Origin of the sequence: Kitasatospora sp. NPDC002965 (assembly GCF_040611255.1) — a bacterium.
Lineage (GTDB): Bacteria > Actinomycetota > Actinomycetes > Streptomycetales > Streptomycetaceae > Kitasatospora.
In genome coordinates this window covers 1-21,325 of record NZ_JBEXNT010000077.1, presented here as the reverse complement: position 1 = coordinate 21,325, position 21,325 = coordinate 1, and the positions used below count along the sequence as shown (strand labels likewise).

21 protein-coding genes are annotated in these 21,325 nt (G+C 75.2%); 11 read left to right on the top strand and 10 right to left on the bottom strand.

Annotated elements, in window-relative coordinates; genetic code table 11:
* Positions 1-2: 2 nt before the first annotated feature.
* Complete coding sequence (locus ABZY91_RS26225) at positions 3-1,022, bottom strand: Ku protein (protein ID WP_355405485.1); 1,020 nt, start codon at positions 1,020-1,022, stop codon at positions 3-5.
* A gap of 231 nt (positions 1,023-1,253) precedes the next feature.
* Between ABZY91_RS26225 and ABZY91_RS26220 the strand changes: the two genes are divergently transcribed.
* Entirely contained in the window at positions 1,254-1,466 is a 213-nt protein-coding gene (locus ABZY91_RS26220) for a hypothetical protein (protein WP_355405484.1), read from the top strand.
* A 197-nt stretch (positions 1,467-1,663) separates the two neighbouring features.
* Positions 1,664-3,898: an MMPL family transporter gene (locus ABZY91_RS26215; protein WP_355405483.1), complete on the top strand. Its 2,235-nt coding sequence runs from the start codon at positions 1,664-1,666 to the stop codon at positions 3,896-3,898.
* Between the two features lie 51 nt (positions 3,899-3,949).
* Here ABZY91_RS26215 and ABZY91_RS26210 read toward each other — a convergent pair whose 3' ends face one another.
* Complete coding sequence (locus ABZY91_RS26210; protein ID WP_355405498.1) at positions 3,950-5,263, bottom strand: metallophosphoesterase; 1,314 nt, start codon at positions 5,261-5,263, stop codon at positions 3,950-3,952.
* A 287-nt stretch (positions 5,264-5,550) separates the two neighbouring features.
* On the opposite strand from ABZY91_RS26210, the gene ABZY91_RS26205 reads away from it, so the two are divergent.
* The 3 genes from ABZY91_RS26205 (at position 5,551) to ABZY91_RS26195 (ending at position 9,500) form a co-directional block, all read left to right on the top strand.
* Positions 5,551-7,011: an amino acid permease gene (locus ABZY91_RS26205; protein ID WP_355405482.1), complete on the top strand. Its 1,461-nt coding sequence runs from the start codon at positions 5,551-5,553 to the stop codon at positions 7,009-7,011.
* A 204-nt stretch (positions 7,012-7,215) separates the two neighbouring features.
* Positions 7,216-8,109: an EI24 domain-containing protein gene (locus tag ABZY91_RS26200; RefSeq protein WP_329884281.1), complete on the top strand. Its 894-nt coding sequence runs from the start codon at positions 7,216-7,218 to the stop codon at positions 8,107-8,109.
* A 704-nt stretch (positions 8,110-8,813) separates the two neighbouring features.
* Complete coding sequence (locus ABZY91_RS26195) at positions 8,814-9,500, top strand: transglycosylase SLT domain-containing protein (protein ID WP_355405480.1); 687 nt, start codon at positions 8,814-8,816, stop codon at positions 9,498-9,500.
* Positions 9,501-9,620: 120 nt separating this feature from the next.
* Here ABZY91_RS26195 and ABZY91_RS26190 read toward each other — a convergent pair whose 3' ends face one another.
* Positions 9,621-9,746 (bottom strand): hypothetical protein, encoded by a 126-nt coding sequence (locus ABZY91_RS26190; protein WP_355405479.1) that lies wholly within the window; start codon positions 9,744-9,746, stop codon positions 9,621-9,623.
* Between the two features lie 14 nt (positions 9,747-9,760).
* On the bottom strand, positions 9,761-9,910 hold the full coding sequence (locus ABZY91_RS26185; protein ID WP_355405478.1) for a hypothetical protein: 150 nt from the start codon (positions 9,908-9,910) through the stop codon (positions 9,761-9,763).
* A gap of 5 nt (positions 9,911-9,915) precedes the next feature.
* Between ABZY91_RS26185 and ABZY91_RS26180 the strand changes: the two genes are divergently transcribed.
* The 5 genes from ABZY91_RS26180 (at position 9,916) to ABZY91_RS26160 (ending at position 15,821) form a co-directional block, all read left to right on the top strand.
* Positions 9,916-10,281 carry a hypothetical protein gene (locus tag ABZY91_RS26180; RefSeq protein WP_355405477.1) on the top strand — a complete coding sequence of 122 codons (366 nt, stop codon included), beginning with the start codon at positions 9,916-9,918 and terminating at the stop codon, positions 10,279-10,281.
* A 68-nt stretch (positions 10,282-10,349) separates the two neighbouring features.
* Positions 10,350-10,991, top strand: a complete 642-nt coding sequence (locus ABZY91_RS26175; RefSeq protein ID WP_329952605.1) for a GNAT family N-acetyltransferase — start codon at positions 10,350-10,352, stop codon at positions 10,989-10,991.
* 61 nt (positions 10,992-11,052) lie between these two features.
* A complete protein-coding gene (locus ABZY91_RS26170; protein ID WP_355405476.1) occupies positions 11,053-12,096 on the top strand; it encodes a glycosyltransferase in 1,044 nt (347 codons plus the stop codon).
* A 257-nt stretch (positions 12,097-12,353) separates the two neighbouring features.
* On the top strand, positions 12,354-15,296 hold the full coding sequence (locus tag ABZY91_RS26165) for an FAD-binding and (Fe-S)-binding domain-containing protein (RefSeq protein ID WP_355405475.1): 2,943 nt from the start codon (positions 12,354-12,356) through the stop codon (positions 15,294-15,296).
* Positions 15,297-15,410: 114 nt separating this feature from the next.
* Complete coding sequence (locus ABZY91_RS26160) at positions 15,411-15,821, top strand: PaaI family thioesterase (protein WP_355405474.1); 411 nt, start codon at positions 15,411-15,413, stop codon at positions 15,819-15,821.
* Positions 15,822-15,851: 30 nt separating this feature from the next.
* Here ABZY91_RS26160 and ABZY91_RS26155 read toward each other — a convergent pair whose 3' ends face one another.
* The 3 genes from ABZY91_RS26155 to ABZY91_RS26145 all read right to left on the bottom strand — a co-directional run bounded on the left by ABZY91_RS26155 (position 15,852) and on the right by ABZY91_RS26145 (position 18,556).
* Complete coding sequence (locus ABZY91_RS26155) at positions 15,852-16,859, bottom strand: MBL fold metallo-hydrolase (protein ID WP_355405473.1); 1,008 nt, start codon at positions 16,857-16,859, stop codon at positions 15,852-15,854.
* 163 nt (positions 16,860-17,022) lie between these two features.
* Entirely contained in the window at positions 17,023-17,490 is a 468-nt protein-coding gene (locus ABZY91_RS26150; protein WP_355405472.1) for a CBS domain-containing protein, read from the bottom strand.
* 100 nt (positions 17,491-17,590) lie between these two features.
* The gene (locus ABZY91_RS26145) at positions 17,591-18,556 is read right to left on the bottom strand and encodes a slipin family protein (RefSeq protein WP_355405471.1); all 966 of its coding nucleotides are present in this window, start codon (positions 18,554-18,556) and stop codon (positions 17,591-17,593) included.
* A gap of 133 nt (positions 18,557-18,689) precedes the next feature.
* On the opposite strand from ABZY91_RS26145, the gene ABZY91_RS26140 reads away from it, so the two are divergent.
* A complete protein-coding gene (locus ABZY91_RS26140) occupies positions 18,690-19,505 on the top strand; it encodes a uracil-DNA glycosylase (RefSeq protein ID WP_329952599.1) in 816 nt (271 codons plus the stop codon).
* A gap of 73 nt (positions 19,506-19,578) precedes the next feature.
* Here ABZY91_RS26140 and ABZY91_RS26135 read toward each other — a convergent pair whose 3' ends face one another.
* The 3 genes from ABZY91_RS26135 to ABZY91_RS26125 all read right to left on the bottom strand — a co-directional run.
* Positions 19,579-20,463, bottom strand: coding sequence for a CHAD domain-containing protein (locus ABZY91_RS26135; RefSeq protein ID WP_355405470.1), 885 nt, complete (start codon positions 20,461-20,463; stop codon positions 19,579-19,581).
* Between the two features lie 195 nt (positions 20,464-20,658).
* A complete protein-coding gene (locus tag ABZY91_RS26130) occupies positions 20,659-21,045 on the bottom strand; it encodes a hypothetical protein (protein ID WP_329952597.1) in 387 nt (128 codons plus the stop codon).
* A gap of 99 nt (positions 21,046-21,144) precedes the next feature.
* Positions 21,145-21,325 (bottom strand): hypothetical protein (locus ABZY91_RS26125; protein WP_355405469.1); only part of this gene is annotated, 181 nt, incomplete at its 5' end.

Below are 21,325 nucleotides of genomic sequence, written 5' to 3'. Positions count from 1 at the left end.
GGTCACGAGGCCTTCCGTGGGGTGGTGGACTTTCGGGTCGTGGTCTTCTTGGCGGCGGACTTCTTCGTGGCCGAGGCGGTGCCCTTCCGCGCCGCCGCGGCGGTGGGCTTGGCGGGAGTCGCCTTCTTCGCACCCGCGGCGCGCTTGCGCGGGGCAGGCTTCTCCTCGAAGGTCTCATCGGTACTGTCGGCCCCGTCGGCGCTGACGTCGGCCTCCGCCGGCCGCCCGCCCGCCCGGTCGGGGTGCGCCCCCTTGGCCTGCCGGAGGCTGCTTCGCAGCGCCTCCATCAGGTCGATCACGTTGTCCGGCGCCTCCCCCGGCTCCTCCTCGTGCGGCACCTCGACCCCCTGCAGCCGGGCCTCGATGACCTGCTGGAGCGCCTTCTGGTAGTCGTCGTGGAGCTGGCCGAGGTCGAAGTCCTCGGAGAGGGTCTCCATCAGCGAACGCGCCATCTTCAGTTCCTGCGGCCGGACGGTGACCTCCTCCTCCGGGGCGATGCCGGCGGCCGGGCGGACCTCGTCGGGCCAGATGCAGGTCTGGAGGACCAGCGTGCCGTCGTGCACGCGCAGCACGGCCGGGGACTCCCTGGTCCGCAGCGCGATCTTGGTGACGGCGATCTGTCCGGACTCGACCAGCGCGTCCCGGAGCAGCGCGTACGGCTTGGCGGCGGCCTTGTCGGCGACACCGACGTAGTACGCCTTGGAGAACATCAGCGGGTCGATCTCGGCCGCGTCCACGAAGGCCAGCACGTCGATGATCTTCTTGCTGGGCAGCGGCAGGTCCGCGAGGTCCTCGTCCGTGAGGGTGACGGTCCGGCCGTCCGGGGACTCGTAGCCCTTGGCGATCTCCGCGTACGGGACCTCCTTCGCCTCCTGCTCGCAGTACCGCTTCATCCGGACCCGGCCGCCGTCCTTCGCGTGCACCTGGTGCAGGGGGACGTCGTGCTCCTGGGTGGCGGAGTACAGGTGGACGGGGATGGAGACCAGGCCGAAGCTGATCGTCCCCTTCCAGGTGGTCTGCATGGGGTCGCTCCTTCCCGGAGCCGTCCCGGTGGTTCCCGCTGCCGGGGCGTCGCGCCCGGAATCTCCACTCTGCCCGGGTTCGTCCCGATCGGCCACAGGATCGCCCCGCGGCCCGGGCACGCGGCCCGGGCACGCGGGCCGGCGGGCCGTGCGCCCGGGGCGGCTCCGCGCCCGGCATCCCCTCCACCCGCGTCCGGGCGGACAATGACGGCGGGACGGAGGTGGTGCCCGATGCGGAGGACCGGAGCGGTCCCGCCGCCCGACGCGACCAGGTACCGGGTGACCTACGCGGTCGCCGGCACGGACGGCGTACGGCAGACGGAGGTCACCGTCGTGCCCGGGTACTCGCAGGAGAGCGACATCCCGGCGGTGCTGGCCGCGCGCCTCACCGGGAACCCCGCCGACGCCCGGCTCGTCACCGTCCTGGCCCTGCGGGCCGACTGACCCCGACCGGCCCGGACCGACACCCGGACCGGCCCCGGCCGACACCCCGACAGGCACCCGGACCGCCCGAAGGGAGCAGCGGGCCGCCCTTCCCCGGGCCCGGCGCACCTGCGCGACCTAGGGTTTGTCGCATCCGGCCCGCCCCGCTGCCGCTCTTCGGCGGCCACCGCGCGGCGGACCCACCCCCGGGAGAGCCCATGACGCCGCCCAGCCGGGCCGCCACCCCCAGCGCACCCCCCGAGTCCCGCCGCGGCCTGCTCCGCCGGACCGGCGAGTGGTGCGCCCGGCACTCCGTGCTCGTGATCGTCCTCTGGCTGGCGGTCCTGGCGTGTGTCCAGATCGCCAACCGGACCGTGGGCGGCACCTACTCCGACGACTTCTCGCTGCCGGGCACCCAGGCCGCGCAGGGGAAGAACGTGCTCCAGGCGCACGAGCCCGCGGCCGCCGGCACCGCCGCCCAGGTCGTCCTGCACGACGCCCAGCCGCTGGCCGGCTTCGAGTCGCCGCTCTCCCAGTCGCTCACCGCGCTCCAGCAGCTGCCGCACGTGCTGTCCGTGCAGAGCCCGCTGCCCCCGGCCGGACAGGCCGCGCCGCCGGGCGGACCGCTGTCGACGGACGGCCTCACGGGGTACATCACCGTCCGGTTCGACGCCAACCCGACGACGCTCGGCGAGAGTTACCTCGACGAGGTGGACACCGCCGTCGCGCCGCTGCGGGCCGCCGGGGTGCAGGTGGAGTACGGCGGCCCGCTCGGCGAGCTGGCCCGCCCCGCCCCGGACGACCGGACCAGCGAGGCGATCGGCTTCGCGGTCGCGATCGTCGTGCTGCTGATCGGCTTCGGCAGCGTCATCGCGGCCGGTCTCCCGCTGGTCACGGCGCTGATCGGCGCGGTGGTCGGCCTGGGTGTGCTCGGGCTGCTGGCGGCCCTCTCCACGTTCGCGACGGTCGCTCCGACGCTGGCCACGATGATCGGGCTGGGCGTCGGCATCGACTACGCGTTGTTCCTGCTCACCCGGCACCGGCAGAACCTGATGGACGGCCACGATCCGGTGGCCTCGGCCGGGCAGGCGGTCGCCACCAGCGGGCGGGCCGTCCTGGTCTCCGGCTGCACGGTCGTCATCGCCCTGACCGGGCTCTCGGTCTCCGGGGTCTCCTTCATCGCCAAGCTGGGTGTCGCGGCTGCGGTGACCGTGGTCTCGGCGGTGCTCGGCGCGCTGACCCTGCTGCCCGCCCTGATGGGGCTGATCGGGCGGCGGATGGACCGCTACCACGTGCGGCGACCGGTCGCCGAGACCGGGGCCGCGCCGGGCGAGGAGATCACCGGGAGCTGGCACCGCTACGCCCGGCGGGTGGAGCGGCGGCCGTGGTGGTTCCTGACCGGGGGCGTGATCGTGATCGCGATCCTGGCGATCCCGTTGTTCTCCATCCAGTTGGGGCACATCGACGACGGCGCCGACCCGACCTCGTTCACCGACCGGCGGGCCTTCGACCTGATGTCGGAGGCCTTCGGCCCGGGCTCCAACGGGCCGCTCACGCTGGTGGTGGACCAGAGCGCGGTGCCGGCCGGGAACCGGTCCGGGGTGCAGAGCGCCGTGCAGCAGGCGCTGACCGGACTGCCGGGCGCGGCCAGCGTCGGCCCGCTCCAGCCCAGCCCGGACGGCGTGATCCTGGTGTCCACCGTGATCCCGGCGGAGGCGCCCCAGGAGCAGAGCACCACCGAGCTGGTCAACCGGCTCGCCGACACGGTGCTCCCGCAGTCCGTGGCCGGCACCGGCGCCGAGACGTACGTGACCGGGACGACCGCCGCGCAGGTGGACTTCCTGGACATCGTGTCGAGCCGGCTGCCGTGGATCATCGCGGTGGTGGTGGGGCTCGCGTTCCTGATCATCCTGATCGTGTTCCGCGGGCTGCTGGTCGCGGTGAAGGCCGCCGTGCTCAACCTGATCTCGATCGCGGCGTCGTACGGGGTCCTGGTGGCCGTCTTCCAGTGGGGGTGGGGCGGTCCGGCGCTCGGCGTCTCGGGCACCGTGCCGATCGAGAGCTACGTGCCGATGATGATGTTCGCGATCGTCTTCGGCCTGAGCATGGACTACGAGATCTTCCTGCTCTCCCGGGTGCACGAGGCCTGGCTGCGGACCGGCGACAGCCGGGCGGGCGTGGCGCACGCGCTGGAGATCACGGCGCGGGTGATCAGCTGTGCGGCGCTGATCATGGTCAGCGTGTTCGCCGCGTTCATCGTCAGCGACAACATCGTGATCAAGATGATGGGCCTGGGCCTGGCGGTGAGCGTCCTGATCGACGCCACGATCGTCCGGCTGCTGCTGGTACCGGCGGTCATGACGCTGCTCGGCCCGGCCGCGTGGTGGACGCCCCGCTTCCTCGACCGGATCCTCCCCCACATCGACACCGAGGGCGAGAGCGAGCGGGTCTGACCGGCGCGACCCGGACCGCGTGGATCGGACCGTGCCGCGCCGGGCCCGCGCTCAGGCCCGGAGCGAGGCGAGGGTGACGACGGTGATGTCGGACGGCGCGCCCACCCGGACCGGCGGGCCCCAGGCACCGGCGCCACGGGTGACGTAGAGCTGGGTGTCGCCGTACCGCTCCAGCCCGGCGACCGTGGGGTTGGCGAGCTCGGCCAGGAAGTTGCCCGGCCAGAGCTGCCCTCCGTGGGTGTGCCCGGAGAGCTGGAGGTCGACGCCGTGCCGGACCGCGTCGTGGATGGTGACCGGCTGGTGCGACAGCAGGACGGAGGTACGGGCCCGGTCGCGGTCGCCGAGCGCCTTGCCGAAGTCCGGACCGTCGCCCTCCTTCTCGCCGGCGATGTCGTTGACCCCCGCCAGGTCGAAGCCGCCCAGCTCCACCCTGGCGTTCTGCAGCGGGTGGACGCCCAGCTCGCGGACGAAGTCCACCCAGGGGGCCGCGCCGGAGAAGTACTCGTGGTTGCCGGTGACGAAGTACGCGCCGTCGCGGGCCCGCAGCTGCGCCAAGGGCTCGGCGTCCCGGCCGAGTTCGGCGACGCTGCCGTCCACCAGGTCGCCCACGATCGCGATCAGGTCGGGCTGCGCCCCGTTGATGGTGTCCACGATCCGCTGGGTGTGGGCACGGCCGAGGATGGGCCCGAGGTGGATGTCGCTGACCACCGCGATCCGGTAGCCGTCCGCCCGGGCGGGCAGCTTGGCCAGCGGCACGGTCACGTGCTTGAGCCCGGGTCCGCGCAGGACCCCGTAGGCGCCGGTGCCGACCACGGCCGCCGCCGCGCCGGAGGCGCCGAGCGCGACCGCCCGGGCCACGAAGAGTCGCCGCTCGGGCGAGGGGGCGAAGGACGTCGACGGCACGCCGGCCCCGCTCCCCGGAGCCTCCGGGACCTCCCGGGCCCCCTGAACCTCCCGGGGCGCTTCCGCAACCGTCCGGTCCGCCGGGTCCGCCGGGTCCGCAGGGTCGGCAACCGGTGCCGGTTCGGCCACCCGCCCGGCCTCCGCCCGGCGCGCCGGCAGGCGCAGCAGCAGCGGACGCACGGCCTCGCCGACACCGAGCGCCAGCAGCAGGTACAGCAGCACCGCCAGCCAGAGGTACCCGGGCCAGGCCAGCCACCGCTCCACGGCCATCGGGAGCGCCCGCCCGCCGATCACCGCCCCCAGGGCGAGCAGCGGCAGGACGACGGCGAGCACCGTGCCGGCCCGGCGCCACCGCCCGCCCGGCACGGAGACGTCACGCACCAGGCGGCGCCAGAGGTACCAGTGCGCGAGGGCCAGGACGGCCAGCAGGAGGAGGATGCCGAACACCACGAGGACGATCATCACGCGGCCAGTATGAACGGCCGCCCGACGGACCCCGCAGGCGGGCCGCCGGCAGTCCCGCCCCACCCCCGGCGACCTGGCACTGTGTCAGATTTGAGCTTTCACCGCCCCCTCTTCACCCCCTCTGACCTGCTGTTTCATGTCCGCTGAGCGAACATTTTCCGGGGCCTTGTTCCGATACTCGGAGGTAGAAGTTAGGTTGCACCGCAATGCGCGGATCCGTCCCCCACCCTCCGGCGTACGAGTCGAGGGTCAGGCCGCGCTGGAAAGGCACAGGGCACCCTCAGATGAGTGCGGAAACCACCACCTCGACCGGATCGCCCCCGGTCGACGCCTCCGCGAACGGCACCACCCCGCAGCAGCAGCCCGGTCACGGTGGCGACGGCCACCTGAAGGCCGGACTCAAGAACCGCCACCTGTCGATGATCGCCATCGGCGGCGTCATCGGCGCCGGCCTCTTCGTCGGCTCGGGCGCGGGCATCGCCGCCACCGGCCCCGGCATCCTGCTCTCCTACGCGCTGGCCGGAGTCCTGGTCGTGCTGGTCATGCGGATGCTCGGCGAGATGGCCGCGGCCGACCCGCAGAGCGGCTCCTTCTCGGCGTACGCGGACCGGGCGCTCGGCCGCTGGGCCGGGTTCTCGATCGGCTGGCTGTACTGGTTCTTCTGGGTCGTGGTGCTGGCCGTCGAGGCCACCGCCGGCGCGAAGATCCTCAACAGCTGGATGCCCGGCGTCCCCCAGTGGGCGTTCGCGCTGATCGTCATGGCCGTCCTCACCGCGACCAACCTCGCCTCGGTCGCCTCCTACGGCGAGTTCGAGTTCTGGTTCGCCGGGATCAAGGTGGTGGCGATCGCCGCCTTCCTGGTCGTCGGCACGCTGGCGGTGTTCGGCCTGCTGCCCGGCACCCAGGCCGTCGGCACCGAGAACCTGGTCGGCCACGGAGGCTTCCTGCCACACGGTGTGGGTGCGGTCTTCACCGGCATGCTCACCGTCGTCTTCGCCTTCATGGGCAGCGAGATCGTCACCCTGGCCGCCGGCGAGTCCGAGGACCCGGAGAAGGCGGTCAGCAAGGCCACCAACAGCGTGATCTGGCGCATCGGCGTGTTCTACCTGGGCTCGATCCTGCTCGTGGTGACCCTGCTGCCGTGGGACTCCGCCTCGGTCAAGGGCAGCCCGTACGTGGCGGTGCTGGAGCACATCGGCATCCCGGGCGCCGGCCGGGTGATGGACGTGATCGTGCTGACCGCCGTGCTCTCCTGCCTGAACTCGGGCATGTACACCGCCTCCCGGATGGCCTTCTCGCTCGGGCAGCGCGGCGACGCGCCGAAGGCCTTCGCCTCGGTGACCAAGCGCGGTGTGCCGCAGGTGGCGATCCTGTCCTCGGTGGTGTTCGGCTTCGTCGCCGTCTTCTTCAACTACACCTCCCCCGACACCGTCTTCTCCTTCCTGCTCAACTCCTCGGGTGCGGTGGCGCTCTTCGTCTGGCTGGTGATCTGCTTCTCCCAGCTGCGGATGCGCCGGATCATCGAGCGCGAGATGCCCGAGCGGCTGACCGTCCGGATGTGGCTGTACCCGTACCTCACCTGGACCGCGATCGGCATGATCGGCTTCGTGATGGCGTACATGTTCACCGATTCCGACGGCCGGAAGCAGATGTACCTGTCGCTGGTCGCCGCGGCCATCGTGCTGACGGCGTCGGCCGTGGTGGGCCGCCGGCGGCGGGCCGCGGCGGTGACCTCGGCCTCCTGAGCCGAGCACGCCGCCCGCGAACCACCGGGCCCGGGAGCCGTTGCGGAGGCTCCCGGGCCCGGTGTCGCGTTCCCGCCCGCCCCCTCGCCGTCCGCCCCGTCCGCCCCGTCCGGCGGGCCGGCCCCGGGCGGGCCCCGCGCTCCGTTCCGTTCCGTGACGGGACGGATATGACCCGCTGACGTACCAGCACCTACCCTTCCCCTCATGCGAGATCTTGCAGCGGGGATGGGGTACCTGGCCAAGGGCCAGAAGTGGGTGGGCCGACACGGCCGCTGGTGGGCGTTCGGGATGATCCCGGCGCTGATCACCCTGGTCGGTTACGTCGTGGCGCTGTTCTTCCTCGGCGGCTGGGCCGGCGACATCGCCGACTGGGCCACCCCGTTCGCCGACGACTGGGGCTCGCCCTGGCAGGGCATGCTGCGCACCGCGCTCGCCGCGATCGTCTTCGTCGGCGGCCTGATGCTCTCCGTCCTCACCTTCACCGCAGTCACACTGCTGGTCGGCCAGCCCTTCTACGAGGCGCTCTGCGAGAAGGTCGACGAGACCGAGGGCGGCGCTCCGGCCGCGCCCGACACGCCGCTCTGGCGCGAGCTGGTGATCTCGGCCCGGGACAGCCTCTACGTGCTGGTCCGGGCGGCCGGCTTCGGCGTGGTGCTGTTCGCCTGCGGGTTCATCCCGGTGATCGGGCAGACGGTGGTCCCCGTCCTGGGCTTCCTGGTCTCCGGGTTCTTCCTCGCGGTCGAGCTGACCTCGGTCGGCCTCCAGCGGCGCGGGGTGCCGCAGCGCGAGCGGATCCGGCTGCTGCGCGCCCGGCTCGGCCTCGCCTTCGGCTTCGGCGTGCCGCTGGTCCTGGCGTTCCTGGTGCCGCTGGTGACGGTGATCGCCATGCCGGGGGCGGTGGCCGGTGCCACCCTCCTGGCCCGTGACCTGGTGCCGGTCGAGGAGCAGGAGGAGCCGGCGGACGAGGACGGCGAGGAGGACGCCTCCGCCGACGTCCCCGACCTGCCGGGGTACGACGCGCAGGGTCCCGTGCCCGGCAACCCGTACGCGAGCGCTCCGCCGCTGCCGGCCGAGCCGAACCCCTACCGGAGCACCTGACCGGACGGGAAGGCCCGGCGGGCGGTGCCGTCCGGCCCGGCGGGGGCGCACCCGCCCGCCCGGGAGACCCGGCGGCGGGCCGGACCGGTGACCGCGGCGTCACCCTGCGTCGACCGCCGCCCGGTCCGGCTGTGAGGCCGCCCACACGGGTTCGCCGGTCTACTGCCGCCGATAGTGGACACCGCCCGGTCGACCGCGTCCGACGGGCCCCGGACCCGCCGTTTCCGGCGGACCGGCGGGGCGGGGCCGCCCACTCCCGGGGGGAGGAACGCAGGCGGCGACCGGATCGGAGCCGTTCGTTCGTCGGCGACCCAGTAGCCCCGCCCAGGAATTCACGAAAACGGACAAATCACCACGAAGCGCCCGCCCCCGGTCGGGCGCTTCGGCGTTTCCACCCCGCACATCCACGACCGGGCGTAGTAGCCCGCGGCATTGCCGCCCGTCCCGGGCTCTGCCAAGAATGGTCCGTCGCCAGGCAGCGCGGACCGGTCCCCCCGCCGCGCGCCCCGCCCGCCCCGCACTCCGCCGGGGCATCAGGCCGTCCGGTACGCCACCGCGGACCCCGCTCACCCGAGCCGGCCCGTACGGCGCCCGGCGCCCGTGCCACCGCCCGAACGGCGCCCCGGCACACCCGACGGCCACCGACGGCCACCGACGGCCACCGACGGCCCTGACGGCCCCCCGACGGAAAAGGATTGTTCGCTTTGCAGCTCAGCCATGCCCGCCGCAACTCGCTGATCACCGGTGTCGCCACCCTCGTGGTGGCGGGTGCGGCCACCGCCGCCCTCGCCATCCCGCAGACCGGCACCGCCGTCGCGGAGGCCGCCGCCCCGGTGGCCGCCGTCTCGGTGGACGGACAGCCGGTCGCCGACCAGGCGCAGGCCGACGCCGAGGCCCGGGCCGCAGCGGACGCACAGGCACAGGCACAGGCCGAGTCCGACGCCGCTGCTGCCGCCGCCGCACAGGCGCAGGCCGAGGCCCAGGCCCAGGCGGACGCCCAGGCGCAGGCGCAGGCCCAGGCGGACGCCAAGGCCAAGGCCGACGCCGAGGCCGCCGCCTCCCGCTCGCAGGAGCGCGCCGCGCTGAACAGCAAGCCCGTCCCCTCCGGAAGCCCGCGCGAGATCGCCGCCCGGATCGTCCCGGCCGGCCAGCTCCAGTGCTTCAGCAACATCGTGGCCCGCGAGAGCAGCTGGAACGTCACCGCCACCAACGCGTCCTCCGGCGCCTACGGCCTGGTCCAGGCGCTGCCCGCCTCCAAGATGGCCTCGGCCGGCTCCGACTGGCGCACCAACCCGGCCACCCAGATCAAGTGGGGCCTGGACTACATGAACTCCCGCTACGGCAGCCCGTGCGGCGCCTGGTCCTTCTGGCAGTCGCACCACTGGTACTGAGCCGGCCCGGCAACACCGGCACACCCCGAGCCCGCAGGCGTCCCGCCTGCGGGCTCGGCCGCGTCCGGGGGCCGGCCGCCTCGGGCGGACCCCGCCACCCGGCCGCTCACCTCGGCCGGGTCACCCCCGGGCGCTCCCGCCCGGCCCCGCCACCGGGCGCCCCCACAGGACGTGCCGCAGCGTCGGCAGGTAGGCCCGCGCCATTTCATCGGTCGGCATCGAGGCGAGCGGCTGGAGCTTCGGCACGTACCGCGCCACGATCAGGCCGCCGGCTGCGCGCCGAACGCGCACGCCCGGCGGCGGGCGTCCGCACCGCCGATCCGGGCCGCGACCCGGTCCCCCATCTCGCGCTGGAGCACCTCGCCGACGAGCAGCGCCACCGCCGGGTCCTGCACCGCGCCGCCGATCATGGGCCATGACGCCCGCGACCACCGCCATCACGGACGCCCTCCCGGCGTCCTTCCAGAACCTCGGCTCGGCGATGAACGACCTGTCCCGTGAGCTGGGCGGCGCGCTCGGCATCGCCGTCCTCGGCAGCGTGCTCGGCGCCGTCTACCGGAGCCGGGTGGACGTCACCGCCCCGCCCCCGCAGCTCGCGGATGCGGCCCGCTCCTCGCCGGCCGCCGCCTCCCGGCTCGGCGGTCCGGTCGCCGACCAGGCGCGGACGGCGTTCGTCGAGGCCATGCGGGTCACCCTGCCGACCGGGGCAGGCGTGGTCGCGCCGGCCGCGGTCGCGGTGGCGCTGCTGCTGCGCCGGCAGCGGGCCGGCACGGCATCCTGACCGGTTCCGGCCCCCTTTCGCCCGAAATTCGCTCGCCGCACCCGGTCGGCGCCCGGAAGAGTGACGGTGTGGACCGTGTGACGCTCTCGGACGGTGTCGTCACCCTCACGCCCTTCCGGGTGGAGGACATCGACGCGCATCTGGCCGGGGAGGACGAGCAGCTGGTGCGCTGGCTCAACGGCGCACCGAGCACCAGGGCCGCCACCGAGGCGTACGTACGGCGCTGCACCGCGCAGTGGGCGTCCGGAGGGCCCGCGCGCGCCTTCGGGATCCGCACCGGGCCCGGGCCGACCCTCGCCGGCACGATCGACCTGCGGTTCGCCCTGCCCGACCTCGGTCCGGACCAGGTCAACATCGCCTACGGCCTCTACCCGCAGTGGCGCGGTCGCGGGCTGGCGACCCGCGCCGTCCACCTGGTCTGCGGCTACGCGGCGGGCGAGGGGGCCGCACAGGGCGTGATCCGGGTCGACCCGGAGAACGGCGCCTCGGCCGCCGTCGCCCGGCGGGCGGGTTTCCGCCGCGCCGGGGAGGCACCGGTGACCGGGCGGGACGGTCACCGGCTGGACTGGTACCTCCGCGACCTGGCGACCGGGCCGGTGCCCGGCCCTGGAGTCGGCCCGGGAGTCGGCCCGGGGCGCGTCCTGACGTGGACGCGCCCGGAGGAGCCGGTGAAGATATGGCGCACGCCCGTACGATTTGACGGGTATTGATCAGAATGATGCGCCGTCAGGGCTTTGCCACCGTTCGCAGACGCTCCTACGCTCCGGCCCCATGCCCTCACCCCTGATCAGCGTCGTGCTCCCCGCCCACGACCAGCAGAAACAGTTGGCGGACTGCCTGGACTCGCTGCTCGCCCAGTCGTTCCGCGACTTCGAGGTCCTCCTCGTCGCGGACCGCTCCCCCGAGTCCGCGACCGTCCTCGCCGACACCTACGCGGCCCGGCACCCGCAGGTCTCCGTGCTCCGCCTCGACGCGGCGGTCGGGGTCGGGACCGCCCGCAACGCCGGTGCGGCCCGCGCCCGGGGCGCGTACCTGCTCTTCCTGGACGCCGACCACCACGTCCCCCCGGACGCCCTCCGGGCCCTCGCCGACCGCCTCGACCGGACCGGCCCGGTCGACCTGCTGCTGTTCGGACACACCCGGCGGCACGCGGGCCGGGACTGGCCCGGCGGCGCCGAGGCGCAGCTGGCCGCGGCCGGCCCCGACGTCCTCGGCCCGCTGGACCGCCCGGAACTGCTGGGCGCGCCCGCCCTGGCCTGGGACCGGCTGCTGCGCCGCGCGCACTGGCAGGAGCAGGGCCTGGCCTTCCCCGACGGCATGTACGAGGAGATCCCGCTGGTCCACCGGGCGATGCTGACGGCCGCGCGGATCGCCGTGCTCCCGCAGCACTGCGTGCAGCTGCGCCGCCGGGAGACCGTCCACCCGACCGGCTCGCCGGGCAGCAGCCGCTTCGACCTCTTCGACCAGTACGAGCGCTCCTTCGCCCTGCTGGACGAGCTGCTGGAGGAGGGTCCTGACGCGCCCGCGGGGAGCGGCGGTCCCGGGCCGGACGCCGTCCGGGACGCCCTGTTCACCCGGATGATCCGGCACTACCTGTTCGTCTTCGACCTCGCCGGATGCGTCTCCCGGGCCGAGCGGCCGCAGTTCTTCCACCGCGCGGCCGAGCACCACCGCCGGTTCCAGCCGCCCGGCCACCGGCGGCCCGCCGGCCGGGAGGGCGTCAAGTTCTCGCTGCTGGCCGGCGGGGCCTACCCGGCCTTCGAGGTCGCCAAGCTGTCGCACATCGCCCGCGGCACCCTCACCGGCCGGCGCTAGAGCTCTTCTGGCAACCCGCGTCGAGCGCCCGGCGGGAATGGTCAGACAAGCTCCAGGCCCTCCGGGTCCCGTCCCCGGACGTGCGCGGGCCAGGCGCGCGCGGGCCGGACGTGCGCGGGCCGGACGTGCACCCCGGCCGCCGTCGGCGGCCGGGGCGGCGGTCCACCGGAGTGGGCGGTACCGCACGGCCGGGCCCGGCTGCGATGATCGGCGGGACCGCCGCCCCGCCCCCCGACCTCCGCCCGGGAGGACCGCCCGTGAGCCGCCCGTCCCCCACCCCCGGTGCCGACCTGGCCCGCGAACTGGCCGCCGTCCTGCGCGGCGAGGTCCGGTTCGGTGCGGCCGAACGGACCGTCTACAGCCACGACGCCTCCAACTACCGCCACCTGCCGCTCGGCGTGGTCAAGCCCGCCGACCTGGACGACGTGCGCACCGCGCTCGCGCTCTGCCGCGCCCACGGGGTGCCGGTGGTGCCGCGCGGGGCCGGGACGAGCGTCGGCGGGCAGGCGATCGGCCCGGGCGCCGTGGTCATCGACTTCCGCCGCCACCTCGGCGCGGTCCACGCCGTGGACCCGGAGCGCCGGACCGCCCGGGTCGAACCGGGCACGGTGCTGGACGACCTCCAGCGGGCCGCCCGCCCGTACGGGCTGCGGTTCGGCCCGGACCCCTCCACCCACAGCCGGTGCACGCTCGGCGGCATGATCGGCAACGACTCCTGCGGCGCGCACTCGGTGACCTGGGGCCGGACGGCCGACAACGTCGAGTCGCTGGACCTGCTGCTCGCCGACGGCACCGAACTCACCGTCGGCGGCGCCCTCGGCACGGCGGATCGCGCCGCCCTCCGTGCCCTGCCCGGCCCGGTCGGCCGGCTCCACACCCGGCTCCAGGAGTTCACCGAACGGAACCTGGCCGCCATCCGCCAGGGCATGCCCGACCTGCCGCGCCGCACCTCCGGCTACCCGCTGGACGCCCTCCTGCCCGAGCGCGGCCACCGGCTGGCCCGCGCGCTGACCGGCACCGAGGGCACCTGCGCCCTGCTGCTCGGTGCCACCGTCCGGCTGGTCGAGGAACCGCCCGCCCGCGTGCTGGTGGTCGCCGGGTACCCGGACGAGACCGCCGCCGCCGACGCCGTCCCCGCCCTGCTGCCGCTGCGCCCGCTCACCGTCGAGGGCATGGCCGCCGACCTGGTCGCCGCACTGCTCGCCGCCGGCCCGCGCCCGCCCGCCCTCGACCGGCTGCCGGACGGCGCCTGCTGGCTCTTCCTGGAGGCCGGCGGCACGACGCCCGCCGAGGCCCTGGACGCCGCGCGCGGGCTCGCCGACGCGGTGCGGCGCGAACGGACCGCGACCGTCTCCGTGGTCACCGACCCGGCCGAGCGGAAGCAGCTCTGGGGGGTGCGCGAGGCCGGCGCCGGGATCGTCACCCGGCTCCCGCGCGAAGCGGCCGACGGTGCCGGCGGCGGGCAGGGCGGGCAGGGCGGTCAGGGCGGGGGGAGCGAGGCCTGGCCCGGCTGGGAGGACTCGGCCGTCCCGCCGGAGCGGCTCGGCGACTACCTGCGCGACCTGCGCGCGCTGCTGCGCCGGCACGGCCTGCGCGGCATCCCGTACGGGCACTTCGGCGAGGGCTGCGTCCACCTGCGGATCGACTTCCCGCTCACCGAGCCCCGGCGGTTGCCGGTCTTCCGGGAGTTCATGGAGCAGGCTGCCGACCTGGTGGTCTCGTACGGCGGTTCGCTCTCCGGCGAGCACGGCGACGGACAGGCCCGCGCCGAACTGCTGCCGCGCATGTACCCGCCCGGGATCATCGCCCTGTTCGGCGAGTTCAAGCGGATCTGGGACCCCGAGAACCTGCTCAACCCGGGCGCCCTGGTCGACCCGCGCCCGCTCGACGCCGACCTGCGGTTCGACGGTCCGCTGCGCACCCTGCCGCTCGCCCTCCCGTTCGAGCAGGACGGCGGCAGCCTGGCCAAGGCGGTGCACCGGTGCGTCGGCGTCGCCAAGTGCGTGGACCCGACCACCGGGGTGATGTGCCCGAGCTACATGGCCACCGGCGAGGAACGGCACTCGACCCGCGGCCGGGCCCGGCTGCTCGCCGAGATGCTGCGCGGCGAAGCCGTCCCGGACGGCTGGCGGTCGGCGGAGGTGCGCGAGGCGCTGGACCTCTGCCTGGGCTGCAAGGGCTGTGCGAGCGACTGCCCGGTCCACGTCGACATGGCGACCTACCGGACCGAGTTCCTGTACCAGCACTACCGGCACCGGCTGCGGCCCGCCTCGCACTACGCGATGGGGCGGCTGCCGCTCTGGCTGCGGGCCGCCGCACTGGCCCCCGGCCTGGCCAACCTGGTCGCGCGCTCGCCCGCCGCCGGCCCGCTGAAGCGGCTCGGCGGCGTGGACCGGCGTCGGGTGCTGCCCGTCCTGCCCCCGGAGACCTTCACCCGCTGGTACCGGCGGCACCGGGCCGAGCACCCCACCCCGCCGGGCTCGCGGCCGGTGCTGCTCTGGCCGGACACCTTCTCCAACCACCTCCAGCCCGACGTGCTGCGCGCCGCCGTCGAGGTGCTGGAGCACCTGGGCTTCGACGCGCGGCTGCCGGCCGGCCCGGTCTGCTGCGGCCTGACCCGGTACTCCACCGGCCAACTCCCCGGCGCCCGGCGGGTGATGCGGCGCAGCCTGGCCGCACTCGCCGCCACCGGCCTGCCCGCCGACACCCCGGTGATCGGGATGGATCCGAGCTGCACCGCGACGCTGCGCGAGGACCTGCCCCGCCTGCTCGGCGCCGACGGCCGCCCGGTGGCCGAACGGACCCGCACCTTCGCCGAGTTCGTCGACGAGTTCGCCCCGGACGCACCTCTGCCGCAGCTGCCGGTGGAGGCCGTCACCCAGACCCACTGCCACCAGCACGCGGTGCTCGGCACCGCCGCGGACCGCCGGATCGAGGCGCGGATGGGCGTCGACAACCGGGTGCTGGACTCCGGCTGCTGCGGGCTGGCGGGCAACTTCGGCTTCGAGCGCGGCCACTACGAGGTGTCGGTGGCGATCGCCGAACGGGTGCTGCTGCCGGAGGTACGGGCGGCCTCGCCGGAGACGGTGGTACTGGCCGACGGCTTCAGCTGCCGCACCCAGATCGCCCAACTCGCCCAGGGGCGGCAGGCCGTGCACCTGGCGGAGCTGATGCAGCGGGCCCTGCGCGCACAGGGCTGACCCCGGCCGGAGCGGCCGTCCACGGCGCGCCGCGCCGGGGACGGCCGCCGCACCACGGCCCGGCACCGCGCGCGGACCGCTGACAGCGCGGCCCCCGCCGCCGACAATGGCGGGATGACGATCACCACCGCCGAGGCGGACCGGATCCTCGCCGACAACTTCGCCCCCTGGGTGCAGGAGCTCGGCCTCTCGGTGACCGACACCGGCGAGCGCCACGCCGTCCTCCGACTGCCCTGGTCCGACCGGCTGGCCCGGGAGGGCGGCGCGCTCTCCGGCCAGGCGCTGATGGCCGCCGCCGACACCGCGGGCGTGATCGCCCTGTCGGCGGCCCGCGGCGGCTTCGGACCGGCGACGACCGTCCAGCAGTCCACCGGCTTCCAGCGCGCGGTGACCGGGCGGGACGTCCTGGTGCACGCCCGGATCACCAAGCTGGGCCGCCGGATCGCGTTCCTCGACGTCACCCTGACCGCCGAGGGCGAGGAGGAGCCCGCCGCGCACGCCACCGCCGTGTACGCGCTGGGCTGACCACGACGACCCGGCCCCGCGGCACCGCGCCTACCGGAAGGTGCGCGGTGTCAGGTAGTCCGGCACCACCACCCGGCTGCGCGGCGAGGCCTGCCGGACCTGGGCGACGAACGCGCCCAGGTCCGCGTCCGGCCGGACGGGGTTGACCAGCTCGGTCTCGAACCTGTCCCAGTGCACCGGCACCACCGTGCGCGGCCGTCCCAGCGCCTCCAGCAGCCGGGGCACGTACCGGTGGGTCGAGGCACTGCTCGGCACCGCCACCATCGCGATGTCCGGCCGCAAGCCGGCCAGCTCCCGCTCGGCGAAGTCACTGGCCCCCATCAGGAAGGCCGACGGCCCACCGGCGAAGGAGAGTTGGAAGGCCAACGTGTCGCCCTCCGGCAGATCGCCGACGGTCGCGGGCGGCTGCGCCGGCGCCGAGTGCAGGGTGCCCGGAGCGAAGTACTGCCGGCGGCCGTTGCGGCTGTGCCGGGCGGAGACCGCCTCCACGACCAGGCCGTCGCCGAAGTCCAGGACCTCGCCGCCCCGGACCACCACCAGCTGCCCGGCCGGCACACCCCAGGCGCGCAGCAGGTGGTAGGTGGTCTCGGTGCCGACCACCGTCGCCCCCGTGGTGAGGGCGATGTGCGGGACGTCGTTGATGTGGTCCCAGTGGCTGTGGCTGACCAGCACCAGCTCCGGGCGCCCGGCGTGCTCGTCGACCAGCCGGGTGTTCACCGTCAGCGCGGTCGCCTCGCTGAACGTCCCGTCGTACAGGCCGGTGTGGAAGCGCGTCAGGTACGGGTCGAAGAGGACGGTGCGGCGGCCGTGGTCGACCCGCCAGCCGGCCGTGCCGAGCCACCGGTACACGGTGTCGGTGGCTGTGGCTGTGGCGGAGGGGGACGCCGCGGACTCCGGGACGGGCCGGTCGTCGGCGACGGTCGTGGCTGTGGTGGTCGCGGCTGCGGCGGGACCGGTGGTGGCCGCCGTGACCAGGCCGGCGCCGGCCACGGCGGCCGTGCCCAGGAACGCGCGCCGGGCGAGTCCGGAGTGCTGCATGCGGGAGGGTCCTCTCCACGGGTACCGCACGGCCCTCGGGCCACGGGTACGGACGGTGAAACCGGGCGGCACCCGTACGCCGAGTGCCACCCGATCGATCACCACGCCCCGGGCAGGGGGTTCCGGACCGCCCGTCGCGGAGATTTCCCGAAAACGCTCCTCCTCAGGCGCCCTGCGGCGTCTCCAGTACCTCCTTCGAGCGCGCCGGCTCCTCGGCGCAGACCGCCGCCACGAACTCGGCCAGCCGCGCCTGCGGCAGGCTGCGCGCGATGTCCGCCTCGCTGATCATGCCGACCAGCTCGTGCTCCGGGTGGTTGATCACCGGCAGCCGGCGGACCCGGTACTGCTCCATCACCCGCAGCACCTGTTCGGCGTCCTCGTCCGCCTCCACGGTCAGGGGCCGCCCCTGGGCCAGCTCCCCCGCCGTCACCGCCGCCGGGTCGAGCCCCTCGGCGACGCACTTGAGCACGATGTCCCGATCGGTCACGATGCCCAGCAGCTTCTGCCGCTCCCCGCAGATGGGCAACGCCCCGACGCCGCGTTCCTTCATGATCCGGGCCGCCGTGGCGAGCGTCTCGTGCTCGCGCACGCACTCGGCCCCCTGGTGCATGATGTCGCCCGCGCTGGTCATGATCGGCCTCCTGACGTGCCTGGCACTCCCACCACTCCATCGTGGTCCGGCCTCGGTGCCCCCGCCACCGGGCCCCTCACCGGGACCGCCCCGGTCCTCGCTACGCCTCCCCGGCCGCGCCGTCCCGGATCGCCGGCGGATCCGGCAGTGGGTCCGGTACCGGGTCCGGCGGCGGTTCCAGCGGCGTGCGCTCCAGGAGTTCGTCCAGCGGCGGCAGTTCGAGCTGCTCCGCGCCGTCGACCTGCGCCGTCGGAGCCGCACCGCCCTCCGGCCGTTCCCGCCCCGGCTGCCCGCCCCGGGCCGCGTGCCGGGTCTCGGTCGCACTGTCCAGGAACCGCAGCAGCTCCACCGGGAACGGCAGGACCAGCGTCGAGTTCTTCTCCGCCGCCACCTCCACCACCGTCTGCAACAGCCGGAGTTGCAGCGCCGCCGGGGTCGCGCTCATCACCGCCGCGGCCTCCGAGAGCCGCGCCGACGCCTGGAACTCGCCGTCCGCCGTGATGATCCTCGCCCGCCGCTCCCGCTCGGCCTCCGCCTGCCGGGACATCGAGCGCTTCATCGACTCGGGCAGGGCGACGTCCTTGATCTCCACCCGGTCGATCTCGATCCCCCAGCCGAGCGCCGGGCTGTCGATCATCAACTCCAGTCCCTGGTTGATCGGTTCGCGGTTGGCCAGCAGATCGTCCAGCTCGCTCTTGCCGATGATCGACCGGAGCGAGGTCTGTGCCACCTGGGAGATCGCGAAGTTGTAGTCCTGCACGTTCACGATCGCCTTCGCCGGATCCTCCACCCGGAAGTAGACGACCGCGTCCACCCGGACGGTGACGTTGTCCCGCGTGATGCCCTCCTGCGCCGGGATCGGCAGGGTCACGATCTGCACGTTCACCTTCCGCAGCCGGTCCGCCACCGGCATCAGGACCACCAGACCCGGCTCCCGCACCTCCGCGCGCACCCGGCCGAAGCGGAACACCACACCCCGCTGGTACTGCTGCACGACCCGGACGCTCAGGCCCGCCCAGAGCCCCAGCAGGAGGACGACCGCCAACACCGCATCGAGAACCAGCATCGCGGCCTCCTCGCGCGCACCTGCGCTCTCCGGCGGTCGCCGACCCCGGCCGGGCCGGGACACACCGCCGGAGCGGCTCGTCTCCACGCTACGCCTGCCGGACGCCCGCCGGAACGCGCCTACGATCGTTCCCATGCCCCAGTCCCCCGGCAGCGTCCCCGGCCCCGCCACCGGCAACGACCCGGCCACCGACCCGGACCACCCGCGCCATCCCGCCGAGGCCGCCGCCCGCGCCGACGGGCTCACCGCCCTCGACCGCGTCGTCACCGGCTGCCGCGCCTGCCCCCGCCTGGTCGAGTGGCGCGAGGAGACCGCCCGCACCAAGCGCCGCGCCTACCTCGACTGGGACTACTGGGCCCGTCCGATCCCCGGCTTCGGCCCGCCCGACGCCCCGCTCCTGCTGGTCGGTCTCGCGCCCGCCGCGCACGGCGCCAACCGCACCGGCCGCATCTTCACCGGCGACCCCTCCGGCGACCTGCTGTACGCCGCCCTCCACCGCCTCGGTCTGGCCGACCGCGCCGAGTCCGTCCGCCACGGCGACGGCCTGCGGCTGAACGGCGTCCGGATCACCGACCCGGTCCGCTGCGCCCCGCCCGACAACAAGCCCACCACCGCCGAACGCGACACCTGCCGCCCCTGGATCACCCGCGAGCTGGAGCTGCTCCGGCCCACCGTGCGCACCGTCGTGGCCCTCGGCGGCTTCGCCTGGCAGGCCCTGCTGCCCGCGCTCACCGCCGCCGGCTGGAGCGTCCCGCGCCCCCGGCCGGTCTTCGGCCACGGCGCCCACGTGACCCTGGCGGCCCGGGACGGCGGAGCCCCGCTGGAGCTGTACGGGTGCTACCACGTCAGCCCGCGCAACACGAACACCGGCCGGCTCACCGTGCCCATGCTCCGCGACCTGCTCCGCACCGCCGCCCGCACGGCCGGGCTCGCCCCCGCCGAGGAGTGACCCCGCGCCGCACCCGCACTCCCGGCGGCGCCGTGAGCTCGTCCGCCCACCGACCCGTGAGCCCGTGAGCCCGTCAGCCGAAGCGGGCCAGCTTCGGCCGCGCCGCCCGCGCCCACACCTCCGGCAGCGCCCGCCGCGCGCGCTCCGCCGCCGCCAGCTGCTGCCCGTACAGCACGCCGTAGGCGAACGGCTCGCCCGTCTCGCCGGCCCTGCTCCGCAGCGCGGTCGCCGCCACCACCGCGTCCTGGTGCTCCCCCAGCACCTCCTGGACGGCCTTCATCCGCTCGACGTACCGCTCCGCCGGCCTCCCGACCAGCGGGACCGCCGTCTCACCCGCGTACCGGGCCCGCTTCGCCGCCTTCCGCGCCTCGTGCAACGCCCGGGCCCGGGACTCCGCCGTGTCCGGGCCGCCGCCGGCCAGCGCCGACCGCACCCGCTCCGCCGTCCGGCGCTGCTCCCGGGCGGCCACCCGGGCCAGCTCCGGTCCGGCCGCCCGGTCCGCCCGCGGGCGCAGCGGCGGATCGGCGAGCAGCTCCGCCAGCCCGCGCGCCAGGGCCTTCCGACGCGGGCTGTCCAGGGCGGCGACGACCTCCGGCCGGACCCGCCGGTACTCGGCCTGCCCCCACCGCTCCAGCTCCGCCGCGACGCGCTCCGGCCCGCACTCGGGCGGCAGCGTGCGGGCCCGTTCGGCCAACCGCAGGCCCAGCACCTCGCGGTCCCGGGCCTGCCCCAGGGCCGCCGCCAGCCACCGCAACTCGGCCACCAGCTCGTCGGTGGCGCCCGGCGCCAGCAGCCGCCGGTACGTCCGGAACGCACTGCGGAGCCGTCGGCAGGCGACCCGCATCCGGTGCACCGCGTCCGGCTCGTCCGCCCGCACCGCCTCGTCCAACCCGGCCAGTACCGCGGCCTGCGCCCCGATCCGCCCGAGCACGACGTCTCCCGCGGTGGCATCGGCCATCCGCCTCACCCCCTCCTGGGGCGTCTCTGACGGCTCCCGTCGGGCGGGTCGACGCCCGGTCCCGCCGTCGGGGCCCCGAACGCCTTCCAGGCTAGCCCGCCCTCGCGTCCCCGGCAGGACGCGTTCGCGCCACCTCCGGGCGGCAGGAGGCCGCGCACCGGACCGGAGACGGGCACCGGACCGAGCCGCCGCCCGCTACGGGCGGAGCTGGATCGCCAGCGACGCCGTGTAGCCGACCAGGGCGGCGAAGAAGCAGACCGCGGTGGTGTAGCGGACGGTGAAGGGGAGCCCGGCCAGCGCCGGGAAGAGGAGCACGGCGATGCCCGCGGCCGCGTCCGCGACGTAGAGGCCGCGCGGCGGCAGCACGCCGGTGCTGTGGGCCGCCCAGCCGGTGGCGACCAGGAAGCCGGTGATCAGGAGGAAACCGGACAGCAGGCCGGAGCCGATGCTGTAGAGGACGGGATGGGGCTCGGGCGGGTCCTCGCCCTCGGGGACGGCCGGACGCAGCCGGTGGGCGACGGCCAGCGCGGTGACGGCGAGGGTCACGGCCGCGGCGGCGCTGAGCATCGGGACGGGGTTCATCGGCGGCTCCGGGAGACGGTGACGTGATGGCCGAGGGCTGCGGCGAGCGCGGCCGGGAGGAGCACGGTGAGCACCAGGACGGCGGTCCACACGACGGGGTCAAGACCCGGCGCCGGGGCGTCGGGCGGCGGTGGCGCTGCGGCGACCGCGGCGGTCACCGCCGGGCCGGGTGCGGACGGCGGGGCGGACGGCGGCGCGGGCGGCGTCGGAAGCGCCGGCGGGGCGGATGCAGGGGGAGGGGCCGGCGGCGGCGCGGGCGGGGGGGCTGGTCCCGTCGGCG